This is a genomic window from Edaphobacter sp. (genome assembly GCF_035532915.1).
Taxonomy (GTDB): domain Bacteria; phylum Acidobacteriota; class Terriglobia; order Terriglobales; family Acidobacteriaceae; genus Edaphobacter.
Genome location: NZ_DATKQC010000359.1, coordinates 1 through 14,234, shown reverse-complemented (window position 1 = coordinate 14,234; position 14,234 = coordinate 1). Strand labels below are relative to the sequence as shown.

General features: G+C 59.0%; 13 protein-coding genes. 6 read left to right on the top strand and 7 right to left on the bottom strand.

Annotated features, from left to right (window positions below):
- The coding region (locus tag VMU57_RS17070; RefSeq protein ID WP_325385589.1) for a carboxypeptidase-like regulatory domain-containing protein at nt 1-457 on the bottom strand (457 nt) is incomplete at its 3' end.
- Between the two features lie 304 nt (nt 458-761).
- Complete coding sequence (locus VMU57_RS17065; protein WP_325385587.1) at nt 762-2,003, bottom strand: hypothetical protein; 1,242 nt, start codon at nt 2,001-2,003, stop codon at nt 762-764.
- Between the two features lie 108 nt (nt 2,004-2,111).
- Here VMU57_RS17065 and VMU57_RS17060 point away from each other — a divergent pair, with 108 nt between their 5' ends.
- A complete protein-coding gene (locus VMU57_RS17060; RefSeq protein WP_325385585.1) occupies nt 2,112-2,999 on the top strand; it encodes an aldo/keto reductase in 888 nt (295 codons plus the stop codon).
- Between the two features lie 74 nt (nt 3,000-3,073).
- On the opposite strand, the gene VMU57_RS17055 is transcribed toward VMU57_RS17060, so the two are convergent.
- On the bottom strand, nt 3,074-5,158 hold the full coding sequence (locus VMU57_RS17055) for a M13 family metallopeptidase (protein ID WP_325385582.1): 2,085 nt from the start codon (nt 5,156-5,158) through the stop codon (nt 3,074-3,076).
- 189 nt (nt 5,159-5,347) lie between these two features.
- On the opposite strand from VMU57_RS17055, the gene VMU57_RS17050 reads away from it, so the two are divergent.
- Nucleotides 5,348-6,952, top strand: a complete 1,605-nt coding sequence (locus VMU57_RS17050; RefSeq protein WP_325385579.1) for a hypothetical protein — start codon at nt 5,348-5,350, stop codon at nt 6,950-6,952.
- Nucleotides 6,953-7,019: 67 nt separating this feature from the next.
- Here VMU57_RS17050 and rpsT read toward each other — a convergent pair whose 3' ends face one another.
- Together rpsT and VMU57_RS17040 are read right to left on the bottom strand one after the other, a co-directional pair.
- On the bottom strand, nt 7,020-7,298 hold the full coding sequence (rpsT, locus tag VMU57_RS17045; RefSeq protein ID WP_325385577.1) for a 30S ribosomal protein S20: 279 nt from the start codon (nt 7,296-7,298) through the stop codon (nt 7,020-7,022).
- A gap of 167 nt (nt 7,299-7,465) precedes the next feature.
- The gene (locus tag VMU57_RS17040; protein WP_325385575.1) at nt 7,466-8,008 is read right to left on the bottom strand and encodes a PEP-CTERM sorting domain-containing protein; all 543 of its coding nucleotides are present in this window, start codon (nt 8,006-8,008) and stop codon (nt 7,466-7,468) included.
- 454 nt (nt 8,009-8,462) lie between these two features.
- Between VMU57_RS17040 and VMU57_RS17035 the strand changes: the two genes are divergently transcribed.
- From VMU57_RS17035 to VMU57_RS17020, 4 genes are read left to right on the top strand one after another with little or no spacing between them, the layout of a single operon-like run.
- Entirely contained in the window at nt 8,463-9,509 is a 1,047-nt protein-coding gene (locus VMU57_RS17035) for a PhoH family protein (protein ID WP_325385573.1), read from the top strand.
- Between the two features lie 17 nt (nt 9,510-9,526).
- The gene (locus VMU57_RS17030) at nt 9,527-10,507 is read left to right on the top strand and encodes a glycoside hydrolase family 16 protein (RefSeq protein ID WP_325385571.1); all 981 of its coding nucleotides are present in this window, start codon (nt 9,527-9,529) and stop codon (nt 10,505-10,507) included.
- Nucleotides 10,504-10,971 carry an rRNA maturation RNase YbeY gene (gene ybeY, locus VMU57_RS17025; RefSeq protein WP_325385569.1) on the top strand — a complete coding sequence of 156 codons (468 nt, stop codon included), beginning with the start codon at nt 10,504-10,506 and terminating at the stop codon, nt 10,969-10,971. The genes VMU57_RS17030 and ybeY overlap by 4 nt, the downstream gene beginning before the upstream one ends.
- On the top strand, nt 10,968-12,359 hold the full coding sequence (locus VMU57_RS17020) for a hemolysin family protein (protein WP_325385567.1): 1,392 nt from the start codon (nt 10,968-10,970) through the stop codon (nt 12,357-12,359). The genes ybeY and VMU57_RS17020 overlap by 4 nt, the downstream gene beginning before the upstream one ends.
- Nucleotides 12,360-12,426: 67 nt before the next feature.
- Here VMU57_RS17020 and VMU57_RS17015 read toward each other — a convergent pair whose 3' ends face one another.
- The gene (locus VMU57_RS17015) at nt 12,427-13,491 is read right to left on the bottom strand and encodes a rod shape-determining protein (RefSeq protein WP_121471746.1); all 1,065 of its coding nucleotides are present in this window, start codon (nt 13,489-13,491) and stop codon (nt 12,427-12,429) included.
- A 100-nt stretch (nt 13,492-13,591) separates the two neighbouring features.
- The coding region (locus tag VMU57_RS17010; protein ID WP_325385563.1) for a hypothetical protein at nt 13,592-14,234 on the bottom strand (643 nt) is incomplete at its 5' end.

The following is a 14,234-nucleotide window of genomic DNA, read 5'->3' as shown; positions in this document are numbered from 1 at the left end:
CGTTCAGAGGAAGGTCGTTCACCCGCTTTTCGTCGATGACCTGCGACAGCGTGCCGGTCGTAGTATCCACCTGCGGGGGAGCGGAATCGACATTGATGACCTGGGCGTCGCTGCCGACGGTCAACGCCGCGTTGACCGTAATCGACTGATCGGCCTGCAGGACGACGCTCTTCTGCAGGAACCCGGTAAACCCAGTCTCGGTTACGCCGATGCTGTACTCGGCCGGAGCCAGCGACGGGAAGACAAACTCGCCCGCTCCGTTCGAGGTGACGGTGGTCTTGTCTCCCGTACTCAGCCGCGTGGCTACTACGGTTGCATTGGGAATCGCCGCGCCCGAGGAGTCCGTCACCGTCCCGGAGATTCGGGCGAGCCCTTGCCCGAAGACGCAATATGGCGTCGCAAGGCACAGGACGCAAAGAACGGCAAACCACAGAACATTTTTCAAAAGGTATTTCATTAAAGGTCTCCTCAATTTGCTTCGTCGCGGAAGAGGGTCTCAAGGATGGGCCATTCAATAGCCAGGGCAGACTAAATCTGCCCTGGCAAAATGACCTATTGTTTCAATCTTTCCGGATTCCAGCTCTCCCTGTTTCCGTCTTCATTACGCGAAAAGGGAGGTTATTTAATGCGAAGCGATTTCTATCGAGCGAAAGCGACATAAAGATAGACAGATACGGTTCCTGACTGTCAGGAATCGTATAAGCTATTTATTTTCAATCGCTTATTTTTCTAAATTTAACTTTGGTCGAACCTCTTCGACGCTACTCGGTTGAGACTGCAAGCACCTTGGGCGGGCCGGCTACCGCATCCGTCACGGTCGTTCCCAGCACAATCTGCAGGTTGCTGTGCGAGTTTCGGGGCATCTGCGTCGCAATCTCCTGCATAAGCTGTGGGTCGGATAGGAACTCCCCGGCGGTCTCGGTTCCATAGGTATATAGACCGCCGATCACGATCACGACATGCCCGGTCTCCGAGTTCCATATACGGGAGATCAGGGCATAGTCCATCAGCGCAGGTCCACCCGCCGCCCCCTGATCGCCGGTCGGCTTGTCCGTCGCCCAGCTCCACGTCCTGAGCGATGGATTCTTGGCGTCCTTAATGTAGATAAGATGCTTCTCCGCATCGAGCGCCAGGCTGTAGCGCAGCTCTCGTGTCAGCCGCAGGCTCCACTCGTTATTGAAGGCGCCAATCAGTACCACCGGCCCTTCCCGCAGGTCGGAAAAGGAGCTGACCTCCTCTCGCCGGATCATCACCCTCTTGCCCTGCACCTGCAACTCTCCCAGCACACGTGCCGTTGTCACCGCATCGGCAAAGGGGACCGTCGTAGACGAGGCTTTATGTATGACCGGGAGCGAAAATGTCGTCTGTCCTGTTGTCGACGACGGAGGCCCATTCGGTACATCACCCACCGCCAAGAGCACTGCGCCCGGCGTATCCAGCACTGGCTTCCAGAAGAGAGACTCAGCGCTCTTCGGACGCAGCCACAGATATCCAAACCACCCCATCAGCAGCGCCACAATCACCAAAGCTGAAGCGACATACCACCCCTTTCGGCTTCGTTCCGTAGAGACGCTACCCAGGAGAGGATCATGCGGCTCGGCCCAAGTTCCACTCGCGGCAGCTAATCCGTTCGCCCCTTCGATCCCGGCGTCAGTTTCCGCAATTGGCCCGGCGAGCTCGGGAAGTTTGAACTGAGGGATGTACGACCCCGGCACCAGGCTCATTCGCAGCTCAGAACGGTGCTTCTCCTCGCCATAGTAGATGGCCAGCCGCTTGCGAAGCTCGCTGGCAGCCGTCCGCACCACATGGTCTTCGTTGGTATCGTACGAAGGCGGCCGCCCAAAGACCTCCACCCCGATCGTTCGTTCCTTAATTTGGTCGGCAGCCCCACTCAGGGTCTTCTCTACGACATATCTTAGAAATTGAATGGACCGTTTACTGGATCGAAAAGCGGGGTCCTGAACGATCGACTCGAGTTGCTCACGAATTACTTCTGGATTCAATTTTTCGCCTGGACTTTCGGCAACCGCACTTCTGGGCATAAGCTGATAGTAAGAATTTTACTAGTACCCACTCACTCCCAACCGCAAAGACCAATCAGGAGCAGTTCTGTGAAAAACGAGCAATCTCTCTCCGTCGCAGCCGCAGGCACGTTTACCCTCGGCGGCGATCTTACCGTCAACCGTCTCGGTTACGGAGCCATGCGCATCACCGGTGATGGAATATGGGGCCCTCCTGCCGACAAAGCCGGGTGTCTTGCTACCCTGCGCAGAACGACCGAGCTTGGCATTAATCTGATCGACACCGCCGACTCCTATGGCCCGGGAACCTCTGAAGAACTGATCGCCGAAGCGCTCTATCCTTATGCCAAAGATCTGGTGATCGCAACCAAGGGCGGCTGGCAACGCCCCGGCCCCGGCCAATGGACCCACAACGCGAGCCCCAAACATCTGACGGAGGCGCTGGAGGGCAGCCTGAAGCGCCTGCGGCTGGAGCGCATCGACATCCACCAGCTACACGCCCCCGATAATGCTGTCTCCTTCGAGGCCTCCGTCGAGACGCTGGCAAAGCTGCGCGAGCAGGGCAAGATCCGCCACGTCGGCCTCTCGAACGTCACCCGCGAGCACATCGAGCGCGCCCGCAAAATCGTTCCGATTGTCTCGGTGCAGAACCGCTTCAGTTTCGCCGACCGCGAGTACGACTACGTCGTCGACTACTGCGAGCAGAACGGCATCGCGTTCATGCCCTGGGCTCCACTCGGGCAAGCGAAAGAGGCGCATGAAGTGGTGAAAGAGGTAGCAACCGAACTCGACGCGACACCGCTGCAGGTCGCGCTGGCATGGCTGCTCAAACGCTCTCCGGTGATATTGCCCATCCCGGGAACGTCTTCGGTAAAGCATCTGGAAGAGAATATTGCCGCCGCGGCTCTTGATCTGCCGCAGGCGTCGTATGACAAGCTGTCGGCGGTACACCATCCGCCAGTGAGCCTGCGCGGGTAAAAACTTTCCCTCTGCAAAACCAAGGGCATCGCAATTGTTAATCGCGATGCCCTTGGTTATGCGTTAAGTCTTCTCTACCAGACTCGGCAACTGTCGACCGGGACCATGGGCGTTCCCTTTTTGCAGCCGAAGGCTTCGGCGAAGCCCGGCTGGTTGACGATGGCTCCATTGGCGCGGAAGTGATCAGGCGAGTGCGGATCGCTGAGCACCTGCGCGCGAACGCTCTCGGGGCGCGAGTTCTCGCACCAGTTCTGCGCAAAGGCGATGTAGAAGCGCTGCGGCGAGGTGTACCCGTCCTTCTTCGCTTCCAGATCGATGCCTTCCTTCTTTGCGCGCTCGAGATAGGCCATGTAGGCCAGCACCAGTCCGCCATTGTCTGCGGTGTTTTCGCCGAGCGTCAGCTTGCCGTTGATCTTGACATCATCGACCGCGGTGAAGCCTCCGTACTCGTTGACGAGGCAGTCGGTGCGGGCCTCGAAGTTCTTCGCATCTTCGGGCGTCCACCAGTCGGTGAGGTTGCCCTTGCCGTCGAACTTGCGGCCCTGATCGTCGAAGCCGTGGGTCAGCTCGTGGCCGATGACGGCGCCGATGTGGCCATAGTTAACCGCATCATCTTCCTTGGGATCGTAGAAGGCGGGCTGCAGAATCCCGGCAGGGAAGTTGATGTTATTCATGCTGGGATCGTAGTAGGCGTTGACCGTGGGCGGCGTCATCTGCCACTCGTTGAGATCGACCGGCTTGCCGATCTTGTTGAGCTGGCGGTCATTTTCAAATGAATTCGCGCGAAGCGAGTTGCCCAGCGCGTCGTCAGGCTTTACCTCGAGCTTGGTGTAGTCGCGCCACTTCTCCGGGTAGCCGATCTTATTGGCGACCAGATGCAGCTTCTGCTTGGCGCGGGTCTTGGTCTCGGGCGACATCCATGTGAGCTGTTCGATGTCGTTGCTCATGGCGGTCTCAATGTCATTAACCATCTGCAGCATGCGCGCTTTGCTATCGCCTGCGAAGTAGTGCTGGACGTAGACCTTGCCCAGAGCTTCGCCGAGCGCGGCATCGACGGAGTTCGAGCAGCGCTTCCAGCGCGGAGCCTGCTCCGGCTGGCCCCGCAGTTTGCGGCCATAGAAGTCAAAGTTCTCCTGATCGAACTGGCTGGGGAGGCGTCCGGCAACGGTGGTGAGCAGGTGGTAGCGCATGTACGCCTTCAGCGTCTCAAGATCATTAGAGCGAATCTGTTCCATCAGCACGGGAAAGAACTGCGGCGTAGCGTTGTTGATCTCGCTGACCCGTGGAGAGTGGATGGCCTCTTCAAACGCGCCAAAGTTGACGCCGGGAATGCTGGCTTCGAAGGTTGCGATTGGCTGCAGATGGTAGGTCTTTTCAGGATCGCGCATATCGGTGACGCTCAGGGAGCCGTTGGCCAGCGCGGTCTCGAACGCCATGATGGCGACGGCATCCTTCTGTGCCTGCTCCGGCGTGCTGCCCGCGAGCGTCAACATCTTGGCGACGTGGGCAACATACTGCTGGCGGATGGTCTCGTCTTTCGCGCCGGTGCGGAGATAGTAGTCCTTCTCCGGAAGGCCGAGGCCGTCCTGCTGGATGAGGGCGATTTGTTTCGTGGCGTCTTTGAGGTCCTGCTGCTCGCCGTAGCCGAAGAACACATCGACGCCAACGCGCTGCAATTTGCCGATCAGCGCGGGAAGCTCTCGCTTGCTGGTGACGGCGTTGATCTCGTCGAGCAGAGGCTGAACCGGCGCAAGTTCCTTGGCGTTGATGGCGTCAGTATCCATGCAGGCTTTGTAGTAATCGCCGATCTTCTGCTCTTCGGGCGAGCGCGACGCGCCACCCTCCGCGGCCTTGGTGAGGATCTCGTTTAACCGCTGGGTGTTGACGTTGAAGAGAGCATAGAAGTTATCGACGCCGTCCTGATCGGGCGGAATGGGGTGGTTGGCCGCGAATTTGCCGCAGGCAAACTTGTAGAAGTCGTCGCAGGGATTAGCCGAGGTGTCGATGGATGAGGTATCAAAAGCGGGGATGGGCAGATAGGCCTTGGTCGGCTGACCGGTGGCCAGTGCTGGCGCCGGTGTCTGCGCGAATGCGGCGCATGAGCCTGCCGCGATGATGGCGGCGGTCGCCACAAAGCCTGTCTTACGAACAAATTTCATCTTCCGTCCTTGCAACATACAGTTTTTCCTCCGGGCCTCGATGCCTCGACGTTGTTCAGTCTTTGTATCACCAGTACGCGCAAAACCACTATAAATTCGGCTGCGGAAGGCAGACCTTGGCGTCTCCGATGCGTCTGTGAAAGAGTAGACCTACGCGCGCTGTATGAAGATGGATACGCGGACTCTGCCATGCCGGTTCCCGTCAGGACTTACGCGACTTCACGGCCCCGCCAGCTTCCTTGGCTGGCCCTTCTGGTCTTGCTGGCTGCGGCCCCGTTCTTTGCCCGGGCCAGCGGGTCTGCGGTTCGTATTCCTCTGGATTCACTCGGCTACGAGCCTCAATCCCCCCAGTTCCTGGTATCCGGCAGCTCCATGCTGACCGTGAACTATGTCGACAACCAGCATCTCCTCTTTACCTTTGCTGTCCATCGGCTGATGGAGCGAATCCCCAACGATCCCCCCGACGACGAAGATCGAACCGTGGAGGCAGTGCTGGTGGAGTTGCCCTCGGGCCGCGTACTGGCACGAACGGACTGGCGCTTTCACGATAACGGCCAGTATCTGTGGAGCCTGGGTCATGGGCGGTTTCTGCTCCGCACCCGCGATACCCTGACGACGTTTGCGCCGCTGGCGAATCTGGCCTCCGGGCAGCCCTTCCGGCAGCAGGATTTCCTGACGACAAACCGCCAGATCGGCGTGGTGCTGCTGTCGCCCGGGGCCGATCTGCTGATCCTCGAAACGGCGGAGCGCACGCCGCCCGTGCCCGCTGCCCCGGCACCCCTGTTTGGGCCGACGCCCAAACCTGCTCCCCAGCCCATCGGAAAGCCCGGAGATCCTGATCCGGTGGCGTTGAGCTTCTATCGACTGGCGCTGCCGGGAACAGGCGACATGGTGGAGGCCGACCTGGCCGGTATCGCTCATGCCACCCACTTTGGCGACCTTGCGGCGATGAGCGCGGGGCATCTCGCCGTTGTCGATGAGGGACAACAGCAATGGGGCTTCGATTTTCACCCCTTCAACGGCAAGGTGAAGGAGCTGGCGCCCTTCGCTTCGACCTGCGACCCCACCCCCCGGTTCGTCAGCAGCAGCGAGTTTATCGCGTTCGGCTGCCATACCGGCGACTCGCCCCAGGTGCTCGGCGGATTCAATCTGCGTGGCGACGAGATGTGGGAGCAAAATCTCTTTGGCGATTATGTGGCGACGTCTCTGACCTTTGCTCCTGAGAGCGGGAGGTTCGCTCTGGGACGGGTGATGGGGGATGTTCCGGTCGCGAACCTCGAACAGGGGTCGGGGGCGGGTCTCACAGGGCAGAATGTCGTTGTGTATCAGATAGAAAGCGGAAAACAGGTCTTTCACGTCGACTGCTCCCCGGTGGCACGAGCGGGTCAGAACTTCGCCCTCTCCCCTGATGGGATGGGCCTCGCCGTCGTGCGCGAGAATGCTCTTGAGATCTTTCCGCTGCCGCCGCTCAGCAAGAAAGATCAGGATGACGTAAAAGAGGCGCGAGCCCTGATTCCCAAGGACGACGCTCTGCCAATCGATTTTGCCGAGCCATCGCCTGAGTCGGCAGCGGCAGGTCCAGCGCCGAGCGAGCCTGCCCCAGCAGCCCAGCCAGAAGTACCGAAGGTGCAACAGGCGACCAGTGTCCCTGTGACCGCCCCGGCTGCGACTCAACCAGCGGTCAGCACCACGGCGGAGGGCGATGCCCAGCCAGAACAGCCGCGCAAACGTCCGACTCTCTATACGCTCCCGGGGGAGCAGACACCCGGAGGTGAGGGCGATGGGACCAAATAAAAGGGCCAGCCTCGGTCATCCCGTAAGCCAGCCCTCTGATGATCTTTTGAATTTAAAACAATAAAGCTTAGGCAGCCTTGGTCGTCGCAACAGCCTTGACGCGGGCGTTGAGGCGGCTCTTGTAGCGGCTGGCGGTGTTCTTGTGTAGAACGCCCTTCTGGACGCTCTTGTCGAGCACCGAAACGGTCGAGCGATAAACATCGCCGAGCGTCTTGGCGTCGCCGGCGGCGATGGCCTCGCGCAGGGTGCGAAGGGTGCCGCGCAGCTTGCTCTTGTTGGCGCGGTTGATCGCGGTCTTGGTTACGGTCTGACGTGCGCGCTTCAACGAGGAAACATGATTTGCCATTACTGAACTCTTTTCTCTAACCCGTCTTCTGGCGGGGAATTTAGGATGCAGGCCGGAGGCTGGCTATCAACACAGCCCGACCCATCCCCTGCAATCTCTAAGTCTACGGAACTCTGGCGGGATGGTCAAGAATAACTGATCCGGCTGCTAGATCTCCCTCGCTCAGTTCAGCCTCTGAGGCGGCGCACGATGTCCGCCACACCGAGCAGACCGGTGCCCAGCAAAATGAAGCTGCTGGGTTCAGGGACAATCGAAAAGCTGCCGAGTCGGCCATTGTCATGGGGAAGATTGGTAATTAAGCTCACCTGGTGGCTGCTTGAGGCGAAGAAAACACCTTCTAGGCCATTTCCTAAGTCGAGGCCGATGCTTCCCAAAGCCTGGATCCCGAGAGGAGGGGCGCCGTCAGGGTAAAGCAGGTTGATGTAGAAGAAACTGTTGGGGCCGGCGCTGCCACAAGGGTTGTTCGGATCGTACGTTGTACAGGGCAGAAGGCTGATTATGTTCGGACCTAAGTAGCCGGAGACACTAGTGATGTCGAAAGCGCCTGCAATATTTGGATCGGCGACTGCGGTCAGGATGCCGCCGCCTGTCCATCCAAAACTGGGGACGCTTGCCTCAAAGTCGAACGTATCAGCATGAGCGACCGGTCCAGCGGTCAGAAAACCAACCAGACAGAAGAAGGGAACAAGAAAACGCAAGCCAAGTTTCATGGAGGGGAGCCTCGCGAGGTGTAAGCACCATGGTTGAGACAGGCACGTAGATGCCCATGACTTTGAACACCGATGATCCCCATAAATCATGGAGGAGGTAGCTTTACGGGCGCACCTCCGGTTCAGGCTGGTTTTGAATCTGTAAAAGCGGTAAGTAATTGCATGGGAATAAGAAATAACTTGCCCGGTTTTATATCGCATGCAGGAGATAGTTCCGGTCTGATACGCCGCTGGCTCTTAATCTTTCAAGATTCATCATTTACCACTTGACGCGACCCGCGTCGCGGTTCTACTCTGTGCCCATCTTCGGCACACGATTGGCAACTTCAGCCATCCCGGTCGCAGTACCCAAAGCATCCTCCTTCCTTGCCTTGTGCCTCTTTCGACCCCACAACCTATCCAAACCCAGAGCATCCAATAACCAGGCATTCCCTGACGGAGGTCAGCGTCCTTCTTGATGAAAAAATCCATGGAAATCACTCCCGGCATTGAGCCCCTGTACGGGACCCGCGACGAAAACCTCAAGCTGCTCGAAGATGGTCTTCACGTCACGATCGACCTTCGTTCCGACGCTATCCAGGTGACCGGAGACGCTGCCAGTATCGACCGGGTCGAACGCGTTTTCTCGGATTTTGATTCTCTTCGCAAATCAGGTGTCAACCTCTCTAATGGCGAACTCAACGGTATGTTGAAGCTCGTTGTCGCCGATCCTTCGGTCACGCTGCGTTCCTTGGTCGACTCCGGCAAGCAGCGCTCCGCCGGGGTGAAGCGCATGGTGCAGCCGCGCTCGCCCAATCAGCGAAAGTACGTCGAGGCCATCGAACAAAGCGATATGGTCTTTGGCGTGGGGCCTGCCGGTACAGGCAAGACTTATCTTGCAGTCGCTATGGCGGCTTCGGCGCTGATGTCGAAGAAGGTCAGCCGCATCATCCTTGTACGCCCTGCGGTCGAGGCTGGCGAACGACTGGGATTTCTCCCCGGATCGTTGCAGGAGAAGGTCGATCCATACCTGCGCCCGCTCTATGACGCACTCTACGATCTGCTCGATCCCATCAAGGTCGACAAGATGCTGGAGACCAATGTCATCGAGGTGGCACCGCTGGCGTTTATGCGCGGTCGCACCCTCAACGACGCCTTCATCATCATGGACGAGGCGCAGAACACGACGATGGAACAGATGAAGATGTTCCTCACGCGCATGGGCAATAACTCGAAGGCGGTCATTACCGGCGACCTGACCCAGACCGACCTGCCCAACCCGAAGAGGTCGGGGCTGCTGGAAGCACTGAACGTTCTCGATGGCGTGGAAGGCATCCGCTTCTGTCACTTCGAGGATGTGGACGTGGTGCGGCACCAGTTGGTGCAGCGCATCGTGCGTGCCTACGACAGCTATGGCCGTGCGCAGCAGCAACTGCCGCTGCCCATTGGTGATGCCGCTTTGACAGATGCAAGCCTCACGGCCCCCGCGCAGTCTGCACAGGCGACACCCAAGCCTCAATAAACGCCGTCGAAAGGTGGATGCGATACCATTATCAGCAGGGGCTCTCACCAGCCCTGCTGATTTTTCCTTCTACGATGATCGACATCGAACCCCCAAGTACACTCCCCAACGCCGCCGCCGCTCCCTCGAAGTGGAAGTCCGGTCTGACGCGATCGCTCCGCCATGCATGTCTGGGCTGTCTGGCTTTATCGTTCGTCGGCGTTGCTGTGGCACAGTCGCAGACTACGGTTTCGACCTCGCCGCAATGGAAGCTCTCATGGAGCGACGAGTTCAGCGGCGGGAAAGGCTCTGCTCCAGATCCGGCGAAGTGGTCGTTTGATATCGGTGGAAAGAACCCCAATAACGAGTTGGAGAGTTACACCAGCCGTCCGGCAAACGTGCAGCAGAAGAACGGCGATCTCGTCATCACAGCGCGGAAAGAGAACTACACCGGAGCGGACGGCGTTGCCCGTCAATACACCTCGGCCCGTATTCGGACGAAGGGCCTGTTCTCACAGGCGTACGGACGTTTCGAAGCCAGCATCAAGCTGCCGCTGGGCAAAGGAATCTGGCCTGCTTTCTGGCTACTGGGCAATAACATTGATTCGGTCGGCTGGCCGAAGAGCGGCGAGATCGATATCTTCGAGAACGTCGGGGAGCCTTCCATCAGCTACAGCACCTTGCATGGGCCGGGCTACAGCGGAGCCCACGGCATCTCGAAGAAATATCCTCTGCCTGCCGGAGAGGCCGTCAATACCGGCTTCCATCTCTATGCGGTCGAGTGGGCGCCGAACGACATTAAGTTCTTTCTCGACAACAACCTTGTCGCCGAGCGCACGCCAGCCGATCTTCCTCCGGGCACGAAGTGGGTCTACGACCATCCGTTCTTCATCATCCTGAACGTGGCCGTGGGCGGCGCGTGGCCGGGAAATCCCGACGCGACGACGAAGTTCCCGCAGAAGATGCTGGTCGACTACGTTCGCGTCTATACCCGCTCGGGAGAGAGCCAGGCACGATGATCAACATCGAACATCCCGATGCTTCTGAGCTTTCGAAGTCCGGCCTGACGCGTTTCCTCAACCGCGCCCGCGAGGCGGTCGGCCTGCGGGGCGACGTCGAGGTGCTGCTGGCCGACGATGCCACGCTGCGCAGCCTGAACAAGACCTTTCGCCACAAGAACAAGGCCACCGATGTGCTGAGTTTTCCCGCAGCCGAAAATCCCTACGGCCACGCTGGCGATCTGGCCATCTCGCTCGATACCGCCGCTCGTCAGGCTGCGGCCTTTGGCCACACGCTGCGCGATGAGGTTCGCATCCTGTTGCTGCACGGGCTGCTGCATCTCTCTGGCCTGGATCACGAGACCGACGATGGCGAGATGGCCGCACGAGAGGCCGAGCTTCGCCGCGAGTTGCGTCTGCCCATCACATTAATCGAGCGGGTATCTACAACGAAGAAGCGAGTGAACCGTGGGAGGAAACCATGACTCCTCTTTACTTCATCATTTTTGCCGTGCTGCTCGTCATCCTGACGCTGGCCGCGTATGTGGATCGCGTCTACTCGGAGATGGGCAAGTTTCTCGCCCGCGAGTACCAGGACAACATCGATGTGTGGGAGCAGTTCGTCGAGCCGAAGCTGCGGCTTGGCCGCGAGTCGGTCGCGCTCTCGGCCTCCGTCCTGCGCCAGCTCAGCGTGGCTGCGATTGCGCTGGTGATGGGGCTGCGGCTCTATACCACTACGCCTCTGCGGCCAACGCTTGCGCGCAGCCCCAGCGGGTCGGAGATTGCGCTGGCGATCTTCGAGATCATCCTGCTGATCCTCATCTTCGACCGCCTGTTGCCGCAAATCCTCTTTACCCGCACCCGCGGCCTGTGGATCGCCCGCATCCGGTATCTCCTGCAGGCGCTGTTCTATCTCATTCTTCCAGTCACGCTTCTGCTGGGGCTGCTGCTTTCGATCGCCGCGCTGGCCGAGCCGGAGGACGCGCAGGAAGAGGAGCATCCATCCGAGGCGATGGAGGCGCTGCTCGAAGCGGGAGAGGAAGAAGGCATTCTTGAGGAGTCGGACCGCGAGCTGGTGCGCTCGGTGGTCGAATTCGGCGACAAGGTGGTGCACGAGGTCATGACGCCGCGCCCGGAGATCTTCGCCGTGCCCGGCAGCATGAGCCTCGAGCGCTTTACCGACGAGATTGCGAAGCACGTCTTCTCGCGTGTACCTGTCTACTCCGCCTCGCTTGATAACATTACCGGCATCATCTTCGCGCACGACCTGCTGCAGATTCCAGACAGCGAGGCCAGCTCCCGCAGTGTTGCCCAGCTACAGCGCCCGGCGGCCTTTGTGCCGGAGACGAAGAGGGTCGCCGAGTTGCTGCGCGAGATGCAGCGCGAGAAGCAGCACATGAGCATCGTCATCGACGAGTACGGCGGCGTAGCAGGACTGGTCACGATCGAAGACCTGATCGAAGCCATCGTGGGCGAGATCGCCGACGAGCACGACACCGCTGAGGACGATGACATCCCCGTCCGCGAAGAGGGTGGTTCCTACCTTGTCTCTGGCGGCTTCGAGATCTCCCGGCTACGCGACCTCTTTGCCGATGAACTGGGCGACTCGACCCGGCCTGCCGAAGACATCGAGTCGGCAGACGCCGAGGAGTTCGTCGAGCGGGAGAGCAGGGAAGAGCTGCCCGAACTGCACCTGCCCGGGCACTATGAGTCCACTACCGTCGGCGGCCTCGTCTCGGAGATGGCAGGACATATTCCGCTGCCCGGTGAGGTCGTCGAAGAAGACGGCCTGCGGCTGGAAGTCCTGGCCAGCACCGACCGCCGCATCGATCGCATTCGTGTCAGCCTGACCCACCCGCCTGCGACGACTTAGCCGGTATCAGCCCATAAAAAGCGGTGGCAGTAATCATCCCTGCCACCGCTCTATTTCCCAGAATGAATTAGTCGATTGAAATCTTGCGCAGCAGCTTGAAGTCGGAGAGCATCTTTCCGGTCCCAAGGACGACGGAGCACAACGGATCGTCGGCGATGGAGACAGGAAGGCCGGTCTCCTCGCGGATGCGTTTGTCGAGGTTCTTGATGAGAGCGCCGCCGCCGGTCAAGACGATGCCGCGGTCGGAGATATCGGCAGACAACTCCGGAGGAGTCCGCTCCAGGGCCACGCGAATCGCGTTGATGATGGTCGAGATGGACTCGCTGAGCGCCTCGCGAATCTCGGAATCTTCGATGGTGATGGTCTTCGGCACGCCCTCGATCAGGTTGCGCCCCTTGACCTCCATCTCAATCGGCTTGTCCAGCGGAAACGCCGAACCCAGCGAGATCTTGATCTGCTCAGCGGTACGTTCGCCGATCAGCAGGTTGTACTTGCGCTTGAGATAGGTCATCACGGCTTCGTCCATCTGGTTGCCGGCCATGCGCACCGAGCGCGAATAGACGATGCCCGCCAGCGAGATCACAGCAATGTCCGTCGTCCCGCCGCCAATATCGACGACCATGTTTCCACCCGGCTCCGTAATGGGAAGACCAGCACCGATAGCGGCGACCATAGCCTGTTCGACCAGATGAACCTCGCTGGCCTTGGCGCGGTAGGCCGAGTCCATGACGGCGCGTTTTTCCACCTGCGTAATCTCGCTGGGGACGCCGATGACGATGCGTGGATGCACCATCATCTTGCGGTTGTGCGCCTTCTGGATGAAGTAGTTCAGCATCTTTTCCGTATGGCGGAAGTCGGCGATGACGCCGTCTTTCATCGGCTTGATGGCTACGATATTGCCCGGCGTGCGGCCAAGCATCTCCTTGGCCTCTTTGCCGACGGCCTCGACTTCATTGGTGATCTTGTTCACCGCGATGATCGACGGCTCGTTGACGATAATGCCCTTGCCATGTGCATACACAAGGGTATTGGCCGTGCCGAGATCGATGGCCAGGTCGCTCGAAAAGAGGCTGAAGAGAGACCGCATATTGTGTATGCGCGAATATCGCATCTGAAAGCTGTTTGAAGACATAGATTTTCGGAGTTCGTTTCCTGAAAAGAGACTATCAGTATAGTAATCCACTGTGTTGGAGCAAATTTAGAGCAGCGTCATACTAGATATGGCCCACAGTTCAGATTTGGGAATCTTCTTCGGTCAGCATCCTGCAGCACATCAGCGCTGCGGGGTAAATAAGAATGCTGGCGTGCCGCGTATAGGCAAAACCTACGATATAGGGAAAGGCGCACGCTGCTACTAATACAAGGAAAATGCAGCCCATCAGGCGCAATGGCACCCCTCGCTCCGTTGGCACAAACAGGATATAGGCGGCACAGGCAATGGCGGCCCAGAGCATCAGCCGGAACAGTACAAGACCAATGGTTTCGGCTGCTTGCATCATGCCGTGATTGAGGCTTGAGCCATATTTTTCTACGGAAAAGAAGAAGACGTACACCTTCCGTACGTCGCCGCGAACCGTCTCACCCGGATGCGCCATTAAATAGTGAAGTGCTTCTCTTTGGTGATAGTCATTGAAGCTCCACTCATCATCGAAATGGAGACCCTGGTTCAACTCCGAATCGAACTGATCGAGCGAACCTCCGGGAGCGGGCGGATAGCGATTGAGGAACTCCGAATTATTCGCCTTCTGAAGATTCATCCCGTCAATGCTGGTGCCGATGCTGTACCGTCCGCTGACATGGTGCTGATGCACCGCCCATCCCATGGGGGCAGAGACGATCAGCAGGAGCGCAACCAGGCGAGGCAGCGAACGCCCT

Bases quoted from the DNA above. Each gene is read 5' to 3' on its own strand.
- ybeY (WP_325385569.1), top strand. From the start codon at position 10,504: ATGATCAACATCGAACATCCCGATGCTTCTGAGCTTTCGAAGTCCGGC.
- VMU57_RS17015 (WP_121471746.1), bottom strand. From the start codon at position 13,491: ATGTCTTCAAACAGCTTTCAGATGCGATATTCGCGCATACACAATATG.
- VMU57_RS17020 (WP_325385567.1), top strand. From the start codon at position 10,968: ATGACTCCTCTTTACTTCATCATTTTTGCCGTGCTGCTCGTCATCCTG.
- VMU57_RS17050 (WP_325385579.1), top strand. From the start codon at position 5,348: ATGCCGGTTCCCGTCAGGACTTACGCGACTTCACGGCCCCGCCAGCTT.
- VMU57_RS17030 (WP_325385571.1), top strand. From the start codon at position 9,527: ATGCGATACCATTATCAGCAGGGGCTCTCACCAGCCCTGCTGATTTTT.
- VMU57_RS17055 (WP_325385582.1), bottom strand. From the start codon at position 5,158: ATGAAATTTGTTCGTAAGACAGGCTTTGTGGCGACCGCCGCCATCATC.
- rpsT (WP_325385577.1), bottom strand. From the start codon at position 7,298: ATGGCAAATCATGTTTCCTCGTTGAAGCGCGCACGTCAGACCGTAACC.
- VMU57_RS17040 (WP_325385575.1), bottom strand. From the start codon at position 8,008: ATGAAACTTGGCTTGCGTTTTCTTGTTCCCTTCTTCTGTCTGGTTGGT.